This window comes from Streptomyces sp. NPDC038213 (assembly GCF_055600495.1).
In genome coordinates this window covers 1-15,179 of the sequence record NZ_JBVJYM010000023.1, presented here as the reverse complement: position 1 = coordinate 15,179, position 15,179 = coordinate 1, and the positions used below count along the sequence as shown (strand labels likewise).

Annotated in this window: 11 protein-coding genes and 2 pseudogenes; 5 read left to right on the top strand and 8 right to left on the bottom strand. The window is 73.0% G+C overall.

The window, feature by feature from the left end; translation table 11 throughout:
• The first annotated feature begins 139 nt into the window (after nucleotides 1-139).
• Nucleotides 140-3,460, top strand: coding sequence for an AMP-binding protein (locus ACZ7JZ_RS26125; protein ID WP_470943342.1), 3,321 nt, complete (start codon nucleotides 140-142; stop codon nucleotides 3,458-3,460).
• Nucleotides 3,461-3,502: 42 nt separating this feature from the next.
• On the opposite strand, the gene ACZ7JZ_RS26120 is transcribed toward ACZ7JZ_RS26125, so the two are convergent.
• The 6 genes from ACZ7JZ_RS26120 to ACZ7JZ_RS26095 all read right to left on the bottom strand — a co-directional run bounded on the left by ACZ7JZ_RS26120 (nucleotide 3,503) and on the right by ACZ7JZ_RS26095 (nucleotide 8,673).
• A complete protein-coding gene (locus tag ACZ7JZ_RS26120; RefSeq protein WP_470943341.1) occupies nucleotides 3,503-4,279 on the bottom strand; it encodes a MerR family transcriptional regulator in 777 nt (258 codons plus the stop codon).
• A gap of 4 nt (nucleotides 4,280-4,283) precedes the next feature.
• Nucleotides 4,284-5,105: an alpha/beta fold hydrolase gene (locus tag ACZ7JZ_RS26115; RefSeq protein WP_470943340.1), complete on the bottom strand. Its 822-nt coding sequence runs from the start codon at nucleotides 5,103-5,105 to the stop codon at nucleotides 4,284-4,286.
• A gap of 63 nt (nucleotides 5,106-5,168) precedes the next feature.
• Entirely contained in the window at nucleotides 5,169-5,924 is a 756-nt protein-coding gene (locus ACZ7JZ_RS26110) for a thioesterase II family protein (RefSeq protein WP_470943338.1), read from the bottom strand.
• 306 nt (nucleotides 5,925-6,230) lie between these two features.
• Nucleotides 6,231-7,019 carry an ABC transporter permease gene (locus ACZ7JZ_RS26105; protein WP_470943337.1) on the bottom strand — a complete coding sequence of 263 codons (789 nt, stop codon included), beginning with the start codon at nucleotides 7,017-7,019 and terminating at the stop codon, nucleotides 6,231-6,233.
• Complete coding sequence (locus tag ACZ7JZ_RS26100; protein ID WP_470943336.1) at nucleotides 7,016-7,975, bottom strand: ATP-binding cassette domain-containing protein; 960 nt, start codon at nucleotides 7,973-7,975, stop codon at nucleotides 7,016-7,018. Before ACZ7JZ_RS26100 ends, ACZ7JZ_RS26105 begins: the two co-directional genes overlap by 4 nt.
• Nucleotides 7,976-8,004: 29 nt before the next feature.
• Nucleotides 8,005-8,673, bottom strand: a complete 669-nt coding sequence (locus tag ACZ7JZ_RS26095) for a DUF4097 family beta strand repeat-containing protein (RefSeq protein ID WP_470943334.1) — start codon at nucleotides 8,671-8,673, stop codon at nucleotides 8,005-8,007.
• 247 nt (nucleotides 8,674-8,920) lie between these two features.
• Here ACZ7JZ_RS26095 and ACZ7JZ_RS26090 point away from each other — a divergent pair, with 247 nt between their 5' ends.
• Nucleotides 8,921-9,682 carry a GbsR/MarR family transcriptional regulator gene (locus ACZ7JZ_RS26090; protein WP_470943333.1) on the top strand — a complete coding sequence of 254 codons (762 nt, stop codon included), beginning with the start codon at nucleotides 8,921-8,923 and terminating at the stop codon, nucleotides 9,680-9,682.
• Nucleotides 9,683-9,752: 70 nt separating this feature from the next.
• Here the strand turns inward: ACZ7JZ_RS26090 and ACZ7JZ_RS26085 are convergent, their stop codons facing one another.
• Complete coding sequence (locus tag ACZ7JZ_RS26085) at nucleotides 9,753-12,044, bottom strand: MMPL family transporter (protein ID WP_470943332.1); 2,292 nt, start codon at nucleotides 12,042-12,044, stop codon at nucleotides 9,753-9,755.
• Between the two features lie 581 nt (nucleotides 12,045-12,625).
• Between ACZ7JZ_RS26085 and ACZ7JZ_RS26080 the strand changes: the two genes are divergently transcribed.
• A complete protein-coding gene (locus ACZ7JZ_RS26080; RefSeq protein WP_470943330.1) occupies nucleotides 12,626-13,210 on the top strand; it encodes a hypothetical protein in 585 nt (194 codons plus the stop codon).
• Between the two features lie 47 nt (nucleotides 13,211-13,257).
• On the opposite strand, the pseudogene ACZ7JZ_RS26075 reads toward ACZ7JZ_RS26080, so the two are convergent.
• Nucleotides 13,258-13,620 (bottom strand): annotated as a pseudogene (locus ACZ7JZ_RS26075) (phospholipase); the annotation flags it as partial.
• Between ACZ7JZ_RS26075 and ACZ7JZ_RS26070 the strand changes: the two are divergent.
• Nucleotides 13,554-13,869, top strand: a pseudogene (locus tag ACZ7JZ_RS26070) (response regulator transcription factor); the annotation flags it as partial. The pseudogenes ACZ7JZ_RS26075 and ACZ7JZ_RS26070 overlap by 67 nt on opposite strands.
• A 272-nt stretch (nucleotides 13,870-14,141) precedes the next feature.
• Nucleotides 14,142-14,345, top strand: coding sequence for a cold-shock protein (locus ACZ7JZ_RS26065; protein ID WP_120089331.1), 204 nt, complete (start codon nucleotides 14,142-14,144; stop codon nucleotides 14,343-14,345).
• Nucleotides 14,346-15,179: the final 834 nt, after the last annotated feature.

Genomic DNA, 15,179 nt, shown 5'->3' with positions numbered 1-15,179 from the left:
CCGGCCGCACGCAGCGTCCCGCCGGCGGTCCTGTCCCGCCGGCGGGACGCCGCCTGCCCGCCGCCTGCCCGCCACCCGGGCCGCGGACCGTCCCGCCGGGCACCGACTTGTCTTGAACGGCGGATGCACCCCCTCGAAGATGGGGGTGATCTGCGAATTCTTCCGGTCCTTCCGCATTCCGCATTCCGAATTCTGGATTCCGGGCCTGTTTTCCGAGGGGTTGATCTGTGTGCGTTCGTTCGGTGCGTCGTCTGCGCATAAAGGCATGTGGCGGGCGCAGCAAATGGCTGCCGACACGCCGAACCATGCGCTGACCATGTGGGACGTGGCCGGTGAACTGGACACCGCCGCGATGGAATCCGCATTCCGCCACGTCATGGCCGAGGCGGAGGTGCTGCGCGTCACCTTCTCCGACGACGGCAGCGGCCTGCGCCTGACCCCCCGCGAGCTGGGGGACTGGCGGCCCTTCGCCCTCGACCTGAGCGGCGCGCCGGACCCCGAGCAGGCGGCCCGCGAGGCCCTCGCCGACCTGGTCCGCGAGCCCTTCGACCTGGAGAAGGACCTGCTGTTCCGGCTCGGCACGGTCACCCTCGCCGCCGACCGCTTCCTGCTCGTGATCGCCTACCACCACCTCATCTCCGACGGGTACGGGGCCGGCGGCCTGCTCTCCAAGCGCCTCGCCGAGGTGTACACCGCCCTCGTGCGCGGCGGGGCCGTGCCGGAGCTCCCGCACCCCTGGGACACGGAGTCCTTCGCCGCCGAGGCCGTCGACTACCTCGCCTCCGAGAAGTTCACCGAGGACTCCTCCTTCTGGGCCGGGTACCTCGCCGACGCCCCCGCCCCCGCCCAGGTCCCGCGCTTCGAGCTGCCCGAGTCCGTGCGCACCGCCCTCGCCGAGCCGCTGAGCAGCGCCGACCGCTGGTCCGAGGTGGCCGAGACCATCGGCATGGTGAGCCGTACGCTGACCGTCCCGCGCGCCGAGGCCGACCAGTGGACCGAGGCCGCCCAGGAGCTGGGCCTGTGGACCTCGCAGCTGGTCACCGCCGCCGCCGCGGTGTTCTTCCGGCACCGCTGCGACCGCCCGGAGTTCCTCCTGTCGCTCGCCGTCGGCAACCGCGTGGGCGTGGCCAGCCGCACCCCCGGCCTCGCCGTCAACGTGGTCCCCGTCCGCGTGGAGGTCCCGCTCGGCGCGAGCTTCGCCGAGGTCGCCGAGGCGATCTCCGAGGAGACGTACGAGATCTTCGACCACGCGGCCCTGCACTACTCCGACATCCAGCGGGCCGCGGGCACCACCCTGAGCGGCCGCGGCAGCTTCGGCACCGTCGTCAACGTGGTCGAGTTCGCGGAGCAGCTGCACTTCGGCGACGCCCCGGCCCGCTACTCCGGCGCCACCACCGGCACCTTCGAGGAGCTGTCGGTCGGCGTCTACTCCGACGGCAGCCCGGACAGCGACCTCTACATCCGCCTCGACGCCCCCGCGAACCTGTACCACCGGGCGGAGCTGCGCTTCATCGGAGAGTCCCTGATCTCCTACATCCGCGCCGCCGTGGCCTCCCCGGAGGAGCCGGTCGGCGCCCTGGACGTGCTCGCGGGCGCCGAGCGCGAGCAGCTGCTGAACTCCGCGAACGACACCGCCGCGGAGGTGCCGGAACTCTCCATTCCGGAGCTGTTCACCGCGCAGGTCCGCCGCGATCCCCAGGCCCCGGCCGTGGTCGGCGCCGGCACCGAGCTCTCGTACCGCACCCTCGACGAGCGCGCCGGCCGGCTCGCCGCCGCCCTGCGGGCCCGCGGGGCCGGACCCGGGGCCGTGGTCGCGGTGGCCCTGCCGCGCTCCGCCGAACTGGTCACCGCCCTGCTCGCCGTGGCCCGCACCGGCGCCGCCCACCTCCCGCTCGACCCCGCCCTGCCCGGCGCCTTCGCGAAGACGGCCGCCGCCGACTCCGGCGCCCGCCTGCTGATCGCGGACTCCGCCTCCGCGGCCGCCGCCTCCGCCGCCACCGGACTCGCCCCGACCCTCCTCGAGGAGCTCCTCGCCGAGGCCGGAGCGGACGCCGCAGCGGATGCCGCAGCCCCCGAACCGGCCGGTCCGCTGCCGCAGGACGGCCTCTTCGCCCTGGCCCACGGCACCGCGCCCGGCGAGGCCCCCGCCGCCGTCGCCCTGACCCACCGCAACCTGCGCCGCCTCGCCCTCGACCGCCAGTGGCGCGCCGCGGGCAGCGGCACGGTCCTGTGGCACGCGCCGGTCACCGCGGACAGCCTCGCCCTGGAGGTCTGGGTGCCCCTCCTCAACGGCGGCTGCGTGGCCGTGGCCCCTGGGGACGGGCTCACCGCCGACTCCCTGGCCGCCGCGCAGGCCGCCCACGGGGTCACCGCCGTCTGGCTGCCCGCCGCCCGCTTCGCCGCCCTGGCGGCCGAGCGCCCCGAGGCCCTCGCCGGCCTGCGCGAGGTGTGGACCGGCGGGGACCGGGTCTCCGCCGCCGCCCTGCGCCGGGTCCGCGAGACCTGCCCCGGGCTGAGCGTCGTCAACGGCCACGGCCCCGCCGAGACCGCCGTGTTCGCCGCCGCCCACCGGCTGGCCGCCGACGAGCCCGTGCACCACGCCGGCGCCGTCGGCCGCCCCCTGGACAACACCGCCGTGTACGTCCTCGGGCCGGGCCTGGCGCCCGTACCCGCCGGCGTGCCCGGGGAGCTCTACGTGGCGGGCGAGGGCGTGGCCCGCGGGTACGCCGGGCGCCCCGCGGCCACCGCCGCCCGCTTCGTCCCCTGCCCGTTCGGTCCCGCCGGATCGGTCATGTACCGCACCGGCGACCGGGTCCGCTGGGGCGCCGGGGACCGTCTGGAGTACGTCGGCGGGGCCGGCACCCGCGTCGACGTCCGCGGCACGGCCGTCGAACTGGCCGAGGTCGAGGAGCTGCTGTCCGTCCACACCGGGCTCGCGCAGTGCGCCGTCGCGGTCAGGGAGGACCCGGCCGGGCAGCAGAAGCTCGCCGCCTACGTGGTCCCCGCCGCGGGGCAGCAGGTCTCCGCCGACGAGCTGCGCCGCTTCGCCGCGGGCCTGCTGCCGGAGTCCATGGTCCCCGCGGTCTTCACCGTGCTGGACCGCCTGCCCGTCACCGCGGGCGGCCGCCTGGACCGCGCGGCGCTCCCCGAGCCCGCCTTCGAGGACGGCTCGTACAAGGCCCCGCGCAACGAGACCGAGCGGGTGCTCGCCGCGGCCTTCGCCGATGTGCTCGAACTGGACCGGGTCGGCATCGACCAGGACTTCTTCGACCTCGGAGGCAACTCCCTGCGGGCGATCCGGCTGGTCGGCCTGATCCGCTCCGAGCTGGGGCAGGAGGTGTCGATCCGCAGGCTGTTCGCCGCCCGCACCGTCATCGGCCTCTCCGACATGTGGGACGACCTGTCCCAGTCCAGCAGGCCCAGCCTGCGCCGCCGCACCAAGGCGGGCGCGGTCCTGTGACCCGCTCCCGTGACGGCCGCCCGCACTGCGGGCGGGCGGCCGTCACGGTGCGGGGATGTCCACCCCCGCGGCCCGCAGGCGGTCCTCCAGCAGCTCGTTCAGCCGGGCGGCCGCCGGGGCCTGCTCGGCCCGGTGGTGGTTGACCAGCCCGTAGCGGGTGGCCGCGTCGGGGCGGGCCCGGAACTCGGCCGGCATGGACAGCAGTTCGGGGTGCGCCAGCACCTTGGCGGCCAGCGCGGCCGCCAGCCCGGCCAGCCGCGGATCGTCCGGATCCCAGCCCTCCGCGTCCCGGCAGCGCTTCACCAGCGCCACGTACTCCGGGTCCCCGAGCTGCTGCTCCATCTGCGTCAGGAACCCGTCGAACACCTCCGGCACCAGCGCCCGGGCCAGGACCAGCGCCTCCTGCTGGAGGGCCACGTAGTCGGCGCCGAACCCGAGCTCCGCGAGCCGGTCCAGGGCCAGGCAGGCCCGCTCGGGCAGCAGCAGCCGGTCCCCGGAGGCCAGCCGGTGCAGCACCGCCCGCCGCGCGGTCAGCTCGGCGATCCGCTCGGTCAGCCGCCGCTCGATGTCGTCCAGGGCCGCGGCGAAGCGCTCGGGCCCCGCGTCCAGCAGCTCCCCGATCTCGGCCAGCGGCACCCCCGCCCCCGCCAGCGTCCGCACCTGCACCAGCCGCAGCATGTCCGAGGACCCGTAGCGCCGGTACCCGGAGCGGTCCCGCTCCGGCTCCGCCACCAGCCCGAGCCGGTGGTAGTGGCGCACGGCCTTCACCGTGACGCCCGCGAAGGCGGCCGCCTGGCCGATCGTGACTCCGTACTCCATGTGCTCAGCGGGTCCTCTGGTCGTGGGCGGCCGCGGTCTCCCGTACGGCGCGGGCGACGGCCCGGAAGTCCTTGCGCAGGACGTGGGAGTGGTTGCTCGGCACCTTCGCGCTCACCCGGATGCCGGGGTTGCGCTCCAGCACCGGATCGAGGGAGGCCCGCATCTCCTCCATCTCCTCCCTGCCGCCGCCGAGGCTGCCGCCGGTGGCCAGCACGTACCGCACCGGGCAGTCCAGCCGGTCGAGCACCGGTCCGATCTCCGCGTTGACCCGGTTGGCCTCGATGTTGACCTCCGCGTGCTGGGCGGCGGACATCCGCGCGGCCATGCCGAACGGCCGTACCAGCGGCAGCATCCAGCCCATCCGGCGGAACAGCCTGCGGATCCGCTCCTCGCCCTCCGCGCCGGTCAGCCCGTACGGGATGCCCCCGTCCACGCAGACCACGCCCACGGCGCGGCCGGGGTTCCGGGCGGCCCAGTGCACACCCAGCGCCGCACCGTACGACCAGCCGACCAGCAGCGGCCGCGCCACCCCCGTCGCCTTCAGCACCGCGTCCAGATCCCGCAGGCAGGCGTCGAAGGAGTAGTCCGCGGAGGTCCGCGAACGGCCCCGGGCCCGCTCGTCGTACATGATGTGCCGCCAGCCGCTGTCGCCGTCCGCGTCGAGGTCGGCGGCGACGGGCAGCCAGGGGCGGCGGTCGGCATAGGCGCCGTTCAGGTAGACGACGGGCCGGCCCGGGCCGCGCGTGTCGCTCAGCGACAGGCCGGTGTCCTCGAAGGGCAGCAGACCGGTCTTGGGCGAAGGACTCGAAGTGGTCGAATTCGTCATGGAACCAGCGTCCACCCTGACCTTGGGTCAGGGTCAACCCGGCCTATCGCGCCATATCGCGGATCAGGCCGCCGGGGCGAGCAGTCCCCCGGTGACGGCCGCGGCCACCCCCGCCAGGTGCTCCTGGAGGTAGAAGTGCCCGCCGGTGAACACCTTCAGCTCGTACCCGCCCGTGGTGTGCCCCTGCCAGGCCTGCGCCTCGGGGACCGTCACCATCGGGTCCGCGTCGCCGATCAGCGAGGTGATCGGGGAGCTCAGCGGCCCGCCCCCGCCCCAGCGGTACGAGCCGAGGGTCCGGTAGTCGGCGCGCAGGGCCGGCAGCACCATCTCGACCACCTCGGGGTTGTCGAGCATGGACTGGTCCGTGCCGTTCAGCTTGCGGACCTCGGCCAGCACGTCGGCGTCGGTGAAGGAGGTGCCGAAGGGGCTCGGCCGGGTCTCCGGCGCGCCCCGGCCCGAGAGGAACAGCCGCAGCGGCGCGGGCTGCCCGGTGGCGGCGAGCCGCCGGGCCGTCTCGTAGGCGACGAGCGCGCCCATGCTGTGGCCGAACAGGGCGTACGGGCGCCCCGGTTCGGCGGCCAGGTCCCGGGCCAGCTCCGCGGCCACGGCCTCGACCAGCGGGGCCAGTTCGGTGAACGGCTCCTCGCGGTAGCGGTCCTGGCGCCCCGGGTACTGCACGGAGACCACGTCCAGGTCCTCGGGCAGGGTGCGCGCCAGCTGCATGTAGGCGGTCGCGGACCCGCCCGCGTGCGGGAAGCACACGAGCCGGGGCCCGGTCCCCGCGGTCTTGGTGAAGCGCCGGAACCAGGTGGTGTTCATCGTCGGCTGTCCCTTCGTCTGCGCCGGCGGGCTCGATCCGGCAGCGGACGGGCGAAGGCCCGCCGGTGCCCTCGGGGGATGGGGGCGCCGGCGGGCGGTTCGGTGCTCCGCGGGGGGTCGCTGCCCGTCCGTACCGGAGCTGGTACCGAGCTTCGCGCCCCGCGCTCGAAGGGGGCTCGCGATGCGGTCGAGGCGGGCCCGGGGGCGGAACGGGAAGAGCGGCGGCGTACTCCGACGGGGGTTCGGAATACGCCGCCGCGTCCTGGGGGCGGGGGCTTCAGGGCTGCTGGGGCCCCGCGCCGGCTCCTACTTCGGCTCGCTCTCGAACTGCGACTTCGACCAGCGGTAGCCGAGCAGGGTGAGGGCGAGGCACCAGGCGATCGCGATCCACCAGCTGTTGCCGATCTCGGTGCCGAGGAGCAGGCCGCGCAGGGTCTCGATGGCCGGGGTGAAGGGCTGGTACTCGGCGATCGGCTGGAACCAGCCGGGCATCGAGTCGAGCGGCACGAAGGCGCTGGAGATCAGGGGCAGCAGGATCATCGGGGTGGCGGCGTTGCTCGCGGCCTCGGCGTTCGGGCTGCCGAGGCCCATGCCGACCGCGATCCAGGTGAACGCCAGGGCGAACAGCGACAGCAGGCCGAAGGCCGCGATCCACTCGACGAAGCTCGCGTCCACGGACCGGAAGCCGATGGCCACGCCGACCAGGCCGACCAGGACCACCGCCATGATCGCCTGGAGCACGCTGCCGGCCACGTGCCCGAAGAGGACGGAGCCGCGGTGGATGGCCATGGTGCGGAAGCGGGCGATGATGCCCTCGTTCATGTCGCCCGCGACGGAGACCGCGGTGCCGACCACGGTGGACCCGATGGTCATCAGCAGGATGCCGGGGACGATGTACGCGATGTACGCGTCCCGGTCCGCGGCGCCGCCCAGGCCCGCGCCCATCGCGTCTCCGAAGATGTAGACGAAGAGCAGGAGCAGCATGATCGGGGTGAGGAGCAGGTTCAGCGTCAGCGACGGGTAGCGGCGCGCGTGCAGCAGGTTGCGGCGCAGCATGGTCGCCGAGTCGCGTACGGCGAGGGAGAGGGAGCTCATCGGACAGCCTCCTTGGACTGGGCGGGGGTCGGAACGTCGCTGCCGGTCAGGGCGAAGAAGACGTCGTCGAGGTCGGGGGTGTGCACGGTGAGCTCGTCCGCCTCGATGCCGGCGGACTCCAGCCGGTCGAGGATGGCGCGCAGGTCGCGCTGGCTGCCGCCGCTGAGGATCTGCAGGGACAGGGCCTCGTCGTCGCGGGTGGCGTCGCCGAGCGCGAGGGCGGCGAAGTTGTAGGCCGCGGGGTCGGAGAAGCGGAGGCGGACGTGCCCGCCGGGGATGAGCCGCTTGAGCTCCTCGGCGCTGCCCTCGGCGACGATCCGGCCGTTGTTGAGGACGGCGATGCGGTCGGCGAGCTCGTCGGCCTCCTCCAGGTACTGGGTGGTGAGGAAGACGGTGACGCCGCCGTTGACCAGCTCCCTGATGATCTGCCACATGTTGTGGCGGGAGCGGGGGTCGAGGCCGGTGGTGGGCTCGTCCAGGAAGATGATCCGGGGGCTGCCGACCAGGGTCATGGCGATGTCGAGGCGCCGCTTCATGCCGCCGGAGTAGGTGGAGGCGGGCTTCTGGGCGGCCTCGACGAGGTCGAAGCGCTCCAGGAGTTCGGCGGTGACCCGCTTGCCCTCCTCCTTGGAGAGGTGGTGCAGGTCGGCCATGAGGAGCATGTTCTCCTCGCCGGTGATCAGACCGTCGACGGCGGAGAACTGGCCGGTGACGCCGATGGCGGCGCGGACGGCCTGGGCCTCGGAGGCCAGGTCGTGCCCGCCGACGGCGGCGGTGCCGCCGTCGGCCGAGATCAGGGTGGAGAGGATCTTCACGGCGGTGGTCTTGCCGGCGCCGTTCTGGCCGAGCAGGGAGAAGATCGTGCCCTCGGCGACGTTGAGGTCGACCCCGTCGAGTACGAGCTTGTCGCCGTACGACTTGCGCAGCCCGTTCGCCGCGATGGCCAGGTTGGTCATGATGGGTGCTCCTTCAGGGGGCTGCGGTGTCAGAGGCTGCGGGCGGTGATGTCGCCGTACGCGGTGGTCGCGTGGATGCTCAGCGCGGCGGCGGGGCCGTCGGCGTTGTGGAGCGAGTTGCTGATCCGGCCGTAGGTGGTGCCGGCGTCGAGGGAGGCGGAGACCCCGCGGGCGGCGCCGACCGAGATCTCGCCGTGCTGGGTGCTCAGGCTGACCCTGCCGCTGACTGCCTCGGCGATCTCCAGGCTGCCGCGCTGGGTGGTGATCTCCGCGGAACCGGCCAGCCGGCCGACGTAGACGGTGCCGTCCTGGAGGGTCAGGCGGGCGCTCTCGGCCTCGTCGATCTTGACCGTGGCCTGCGCGCCCTCGAAGGAGACCTCGCCCAGGCGCCCGACCCCGCGGATGTCGGCGGCGGCGGCCCTGGCCTCCACCCGGGAGCCGGCGGGCAGCTGGACGGTGACCTCCACCGAGCCGGAGCTGCCGAGCGCCCGGTGCTCCGCGGGCCCGCCCTCGATGCGCAGGACCCCGTCGGCGAAGGAGACCGAGGTCTCCTCGGCGGCCTTGGCGTCGCGGCTCTTCGAGGGGTCCGCGGGCCGGACCTCGACGGCGGTGTCGGCCCGGTCGGCGGCGATCAGGTGGATCCGGCCGGCGGCGATGTCGAGGACGGCCGCGACCGGGTTGGGGGTGTCGAAGTTCATGGTGCTCTCCTTCATCCGCATCGCGGGCCGCTTGCGCCGCCCGTCGTTTCCGATGGGTGAAACACTACGTTGCTTTCTAGATGCTGACAACAGATTCGTTGCGCAGAATCTAAGAAATACCAGGTCAGGCGATTGCAATCATTGCAATGGTCTCGAATCTAACGCAATGATGCCGAGGGGGTGCGTTGCAATGAACTGGAGGTGAACGCTATACTGGAGATCCACTGCCACAGCGAAGGAGACCCCGATGCCGGGAGGCAGACTCACCCAGCAGGAACGCCAGCAGATCGCGCTGGGTCTGGCCGACGGCCTCGCCTACGCGGAGATCGCCCGACGCCTCGACCGCCCCACCTCGACGATCACCCGCGAGGTGATGCGCAACGGCGGCCCCACCTCCTACCGGGCCGACCTCGCCCACCGGGCCACCGAGCACCGCGCCCACCGCCGCAAGCAGACCGCCCCCCGGACCCCGGGGAGCGCCCCGCAGCAGCACGGCCGCGACGCCGAGGCGGTCGCCGAGTACGAGGAGACCTTCACCACCGTCCTCATGGCCTCCGGGCTGCCGAAGATGATGTCCCGGGTGCTGGTCTGCCTCTACACCACCGACGAGGGCAGCCTCACCGCCGCCGAGCTGGTCCAGCGCCTCCAGGTCAGCCCGGCCTCGATCTCCAAGGCCGTCGCGTTCCTGGAGACCCAGGGGCTGGTCCGCCGGGAGCGGGACGAGCGGCGGCGCGAGCGCTACCTCGTCGACGACGACGTCTGGTACCAGTCGATGATGGCCAGCGCCCGGGCCTCCGCACAGCTCGTGGAGATCGCCCGCCAGGGCGTCGGCATCCTCGGCCCCGCCACCCACGCCGGTGTGCGCCTGGAGAACATCGCCCGCTTCGTGGACTTCGTCACCGAGAGCATCACCCGCGCCGCCGAACAGGCCCGCGAAGTCCTGCACACGGGGCCGGAGTCCGAGGAGGACGAAGGCGAGGAGCAGCAGGAGGAAGGCGCCACCGCCTGAGCGGCGGCCCGGGCGGCCTCCCCCCGCGGCGCACGCGCGCCGCGGGCGAAGGCCCCCGGGGCCGGCCGGTTCAGTGGATCAGCTCGCGCTCGCGCTCGGCCGCCGGCGGCGGGGAGGCGGGCAGCCGGCCCAGCTTCTCGCCCTCGACGTCCACGTTCGGCAGCACCTTGTCGAGCCAGCCCGGCAGCCACCAGGCCGACTTGCCGAGCAGTGCGAACAGCGCCGGGATGATCGCCATGCGGACCACGAAGGCGTCGAAGAGCACCGCGGCCGCCAGGGCGAAGCCCATCATCTTGATCAGGTCGTGCTGCTCGGTGATGAACCCGGAGAACACGCTGATCATGATGATCGCGGCGGCCGTGACCACCCGCCCGCTGTAGCGGAAGCCGGTGACGACCGCCTCGCCCGGGTCGGCCCCGTGGACGTACGCCTCGCGCATCCGGCTGACGAGGAACACCTCGTAGTCCATGGCCAGTCCGAAGACCACGCCGATCATCAGGATCGGCATGGTGCTCATGATCGGACCGGGCTGGTCCACGCCGAACAGGTCCGCGAGGTGGCCCTTCTGGAAGACCGCCACGACCGCGCCGATCGCCGCGCCCACCGACAGCAGGAAGCCCAGGGCCGCCTTGAACGGGACGAGAACGGACCGGAAGACCACCATCAGCAGCAGGAACGCCAGGCCCACGACCAGGGCGAGGTAGGGCAGCAGCGCCTCGTCCAGGGTGCGGGAGAAGTCGATGAACAGCGCGGTCTGGCCGGTCACGAGGATCTCCGAGGAGGTCTGCTCCTCCAGCCCGCCGGCCAGTTCGCGCAGGGCGCGCACCAGGTCCTCGGTGGCCGACTCGGTGGGACCGCTGGAGGGGACCACGCTGAGGATGGCGGTGTCGCCGGCCTCGTTGGCCACCGGCGGGGACACCGAGACCACGCCCTCCTGCTTCGCCAGCTCCGCCCCGACCGTCTTGCCCGCCTCGGCCGCCTTCTCGGCCTCGACGGTGACCGTCAGCGGGCCGTTGAAGCCGTCCCCGAAGGAGGCCGACAGCATGTCGTACGCCTTGCGCTGGGTGGTCTCGGGGGCCATCGTGCCCTCGCCGGGCAGGCCCAGCTCCAGGTCGGCCGCGGGCAGCGCCACGGCGCCGAGGCCGAGTACGCCGACCAGCAGCACCGCGACCGGGCGGCGCAGTACGAACGCGGCCCAGCGGGCGCCCAGGTTGGGCTTCCCGGGGTCCGTCGCCCTGGCGGGCCTGCCCGCCTGCTTGGCGGCCCGGGCGGCGAGCTTCGCCTCCCGCTTGGCGGCCCTGCGCTCCTGGCGCGCGTTCTTCGGCGCGACCGGGTACGAGGCCCGCTCGCGGCGGCGCAGCACCTTCACCGGCGCGAAGCCGAGCAGTGCGGGGACGAGCGAGACCGCGATGAGGACCGCCACGACCACGGCGCCCGCGGCGGCCAGGCCCATCTTGGTCAGCATCGGGATGTTCACCACGCTCAGACCCGCGAGCGCGACGATGACGGTGAGTCCGGCGAAGACCACCGCGGAGCCCGCGGTGCCCACCGCGCGGCCCGCGGCCTCCTCATGGGAGTGGCCCTCGACCAGCTCCGCGCGGTAGCGGGAGACGATGAAGAGGGCGTAGTCGATGCCGACGGCCAGGCCCAGCATCATGGCGAGGTTGGACGTGGCGGCGGACAGGCCGAAGGTGGCGCTGACCGCGGTGATGGCGCTGATACCGGTGCCGACGCCGATCAGGGCGGTCAGCAGGGGCATCCCCGCGGCGATCATGGAGCCGAAGGTCATGACGAGGACCACGGCGGAGATCAGCAGGCCGATCTTCTCGCCGGTGCCGTTCATGGACACGTCGACCTTGACCGCGTCACCGCCGGCCTCCACGGTCAGGCCCGCGGCCCGGCCGTCCTTGAGGACCTTGTCGAGGGCGTCGTGCTGCTTGTCCGTCAGCTTGAGCGCCGCCACCTTGTACGTGGCCACGGCGTAGGCGGTGGTCCCGTCCTTGCTGACCGCCCCGGAGGTGAACGGGTCGGTGACCCGGGTGACGTCCGGGACCCTGCCCAGCTTCCCGACGAGTGCGGCCACCGCGGCCTTGTTGTCGGCGGAGGTGACCTGCTCCCCCTTGGGCGCGCGCACGACGACGCGGGCGCTGGCCCCGTCGACGCTCGCGGCCGGGAACTTCTCCTCCAGGAGGTCGAAGGCCTTCTGCGATTCGGTGCCGGGCATGGAGAAGGTGTCGGCCGGGGGCGCGGGGGCCGCGCCGGCCGCGGCGCCCGCCCCCAGGAAGACGAACAGCCACAGCAGAGCTGTCAAGCCGCGCCTTCGGAACGCGAAGCGGCCCAGCTTATGGAGGAACGTTGCCACGGTGGGGGACTCCCGTCAGGATCAAATAGCAACAAGACCCGGGGAGGTTAACAAACCGCTTATGCGGTTTATTGTGAACCCGACGCTTCTCCGCCACCCCACAGGAGTCCTGGGGTGCGGCGGAACCAGGCACCGCTCAACCGGGTCGCATGCACCCCTCCCCGGTCCCGACCGTGGTCGCGCGCGCGGCGCGCCCCCGTACGGACCGGAAAAACGGCACGCCACAAGCGTGGCGTGCCGTACTGGAGTACTCCTGGAGTCCCGGTGGTCCGGCGGGGGCCGGGTCGGAGCCGCGGTGGGGCGGGGGTGGGGGAGTGCTCGGCCGACGGTCGAAAAGCGGACGTCCCGCCCTGGCTGAACCCTCGACAACTTGGCCAAAACCAAACCGGTCCCCCTGTTTCTTTGACCTCTCTGGCGCCATAGGGCCCACCCGGCCCGACTGACTCGCCTACCCCAGCAGCCTCAACGCCCCCTGCCGCCCCCTCTGCTGCGGCCGTCCGCGGGGGCGGCAGCCGGAGCGCAACCGTCCGCCGCCACCCGGCGTGTCCATGATCGGAACCGGCCCGCGAAGAAGGAGCGCCATGCGCCGCCGTACCCTCGCCGCCGCCCTCACCGGGGCGGCCGCCCTCGCTGCCGCCGCCGCGCTCCTGCTCCCCGCCGCCGGGGACGGCCGCGGCGGGGACGGGCGTGACGGGGACGGCCGCAGCAAGGCCGGGCTGTCCGAGGCGGACGTCCGCGGCCTGGTCCGGATCGGGGACGCGTACCTCCAGCAGCGCGCCGACGCCGTCACCGCGACCGGCGTCCCGCCGGGTCCGGTCACCGGGGTCGCCCCGCCCCTCGCGGCCCTGCTGGCCGGGGAGTTCGCGGACCTGGCCGAGTCCGGCCGCGCCCTGCGCGCCGCCGGGCACGGCTTCAGCCGCGCCGAGGTCACCGTCACCGCGGCGGGCCCGGGGTCCGGGTCCGGGTCCGGCCGGGCCGTCCTGCGGGTCACCGAGCACACCCGGCTGTCCCACGAGGACGCCGGGGGCGGCGCGCCGCCGCACACGGAGTACGAACTGCCCCACACCCTCGTCTTCACCCGCACCCCGGCCGGCCGCTGGCAGCTCGCGGAGGACCGCCCGGACCTGGCCGACCCCGTACCGCCCACCTGGGCCCGGCTGCCGTAGCGGGTGCACCGCGCACCGCGGACCCGCCGGGATCCGCAGGTGACGGCCTACCGGGCCGCGACGGAGGCGGCGCCGTCCACGGCCGCGCTGGCGCCGAAGGCCTTGACGGCCTGGTAGTAGGTCCAGGCAGTGGAGTCGCAGGAGGTCTTCTTCAGCCCCGAGTACGCCGAGCACACCCGCTTGAGGTCGGTGTAGAAGGCGTCGTCCAGGCGGGCCTTGTTGGCGGCGAAGGAGCCGGCCGCCTTGTAGTTGCGGTAGCCGAAGTCGTGCCGGGCGCAGGAGTTCTGGAACGGGAAGCCGAAGGGGTTGTCCGGCGAGGTCGTGCAGTAGTCCGTCGACCAGTCGAACCCGTACGCCGACCAGGCCCCCTGGTCGCCGCGCGCCGCCGACCAGGCGTTGTAGCTCGCCGCGCCTCCTCGACTCCGGCGACGGCGCGGGCGTCGGGTACCTCCTCAAGGACCGTGTGGGCCAGGACGCGAACGCGAAGTCCTGGGCCTGGTAGCCGAAGGCAAGTCCAACGCAGCCTTCGCCCGCCAACTGGTCGTCTCCGAAGCCGCAGTAGGCAACACATCGGCTCGATCCTCACCAAACTGGACCTCCCCCCAGCCGACCACACCCACCGCCGAGTCTGGGCAGTCCTCGCCTACCTCCGCTCCTGACCCCCGAGGCCACCGCGCGAGCCTCCGGCTACCAGTCGCCCAACGCCCGCGCGGTCAACCGCCGGCCAATGAGCGACGAGAGCGACGCGGTCGCCCCATGTGCCACGGCCCAGAGCTTATCCGCCATCAAATATGAAGCACCTGTCCATGTATTCGTTGCGCTGTTCGGGTCATGAACTGCTTCTGTGGAGTTTCTTGCTCCATACCTGGGGGAGGATGGGCGCGTGCTGCCGGCAATGTGCGGGTGGCTGTGAGGTCAAGGGATTTAGGTCATGGCTCAGGGCAGTGTGAAGTGGTTCAACGGCGAGAAGGGGTTCGGGTTCATCGAGCAGGACGGTGGTGGTCCTGACGTGTTCGTGCACTACTCGGAGATCCAGGGCAACGGTTACAAGAGCCTTGACGAGGGGCAGCGCGTCGAGTTCGAGATCGGACAAGGCCAGAAGGGCCCCCAGGCTCAGCAGGTCCGCGCGATCTAACCGCGGCGGCTGCCGACTGGGCCTGCCTGCGGGCCCAGCCGGCTCCCCTGGTCCCGCAGCGCGAAGGGAACCCTGAACTTCATCCGGGCCGGCGTGAGATGCAAGTCCTCGAGCGCTTAGCGCTGAGCAGACCTTCTTTGGCTGCAGCGAGTCGGAAACCCCCAGCCCGAAGGGATCGCCTTGGGCCGGCCAAGCGGGCCCAAGTACCGCGCGTTCCGCGCGCGGTCACACTTACAAGCGCTAAGCGAAGCGGAAGCTACCCGGGCCCGAAGGGCCGCGGTTTCACTCTTCAGCGCGCGCGCTGAAGAAACCCTTTGGGCTGAAGCGAAGCGGAAGCCCCGGGCCCGAAGGGGCCCGCTTTGGGGGCGCGCTGCGCCCCCAAAGACGGCGAGCGCAGCGAGCCGTCCTCGCTCTTCAGCGCGTAGCGCTGAAGAGGGCTGAAGCGGAGCGAAAGCCTCGAGGCCCCCGCAGGGGGCCTCGCTTTGCGCTGAAGCGAAGCGGAAGCGTTCGAGCCCCGAAGGGGCTCGCTTTGGGGCCGCTTCGCGGCCCCAAAGACCGCGCGCGCTGCGCGCGGCTTCGCTCTTCAGCGCGCAGCGCTGAAGAAGCCCTTGGGCTGTAGCGAAGCGGAAGCCTCCGAGCCCCGAAGGGGCTCGCTTTGGGGGCGCGAAGCGCCCCCAAAGACGGCGAGCGCAGCGAGCCGTCCCCGCTCTTCAGCGCGCAGCGCTGAAGGACCCGGCCCAAAGGGCCGGCCCCAGCTCGGCGAAGCCGAGCCCCCGAGCGCAGCGAAGGGGTTCCCTCCTCCACGCGCAGCGTGGAGGGACCCGCTCCGCGGGG

Coding starts and splice junctions, on each gene's coding strand:
- ACZ7JZ_RS26120 (WP_470943341.1), bottom strand. CDS start 4,279: ATGGAGTACGGAGTCACGATCGGCCAGGCGGCCGCCTTCGCGGGCGTC.
- ACZ7JZ_RS26125 (WP_470943342.1), top strand. CDS start 140: ATGGGGGTGATCTGCGAATTCTTCCGGTCCTTCCGCATTCCGCATTCC.
- ACZ7JZ_RS26100 (WP_470943336.1), bottom strand. CDS start 7,975: ATGACCAACCTGGCCATCGCGGCGAACGGGCTGCGCAAGTCGTACGGC.
- ACZ7JZ_RS26065 (WP_120089331.1), top strand. CDS start 14,142: ATGGCTCAGGGCAGTGTGAAGTGGTTCAACGGCGAGAAGGGGTTCGGG.
- ACZ7JZ_RS26105 (WP_470943337.1), bottom strand. CDS start 7,019: ATGAGCTCCCTCTCCCTCGCCGTACGCGACTCGGCGACCATGCTGCGC.
- ACZ7JZ_RS26110 (WP_470943338.1), bottom strand. CDS start 5,924: ATGAACACCACCTGGTTCCGGCGCTTCACCAAGACCGCGGGGACCGGG.
- ACZ7JZ_RS26080 (WP_470943330.1), top strand. CDS start 12,626: ATGCGCCGCCGTACCCTCGCCGCCGCCCTCACCGGGGCGGCCGCCCTC.
- ACZ7JZ_RS26115 (WP_470943340.1), bottom strand. CDS start 5,105: ATGACGAATTCGACCACTTCGAGTCCTTCGCCCAAGACCGGTCTGCTG.
- ACZ7JZ_RS26095 (WP_470943334.1), bottom strand. CDS start 8,673: ATGAACTTCGACACCCCCAACCCGGTCGCGGCCGTCCTCGACATCGCC.
- ACZ7JZ_RS26090 (WP_470943333.1), top strand. CDS start 8,921: ATGCCGGGAGGCAGACTCACCCAGCAGGAACGCCAGCAGATCGCGCTG.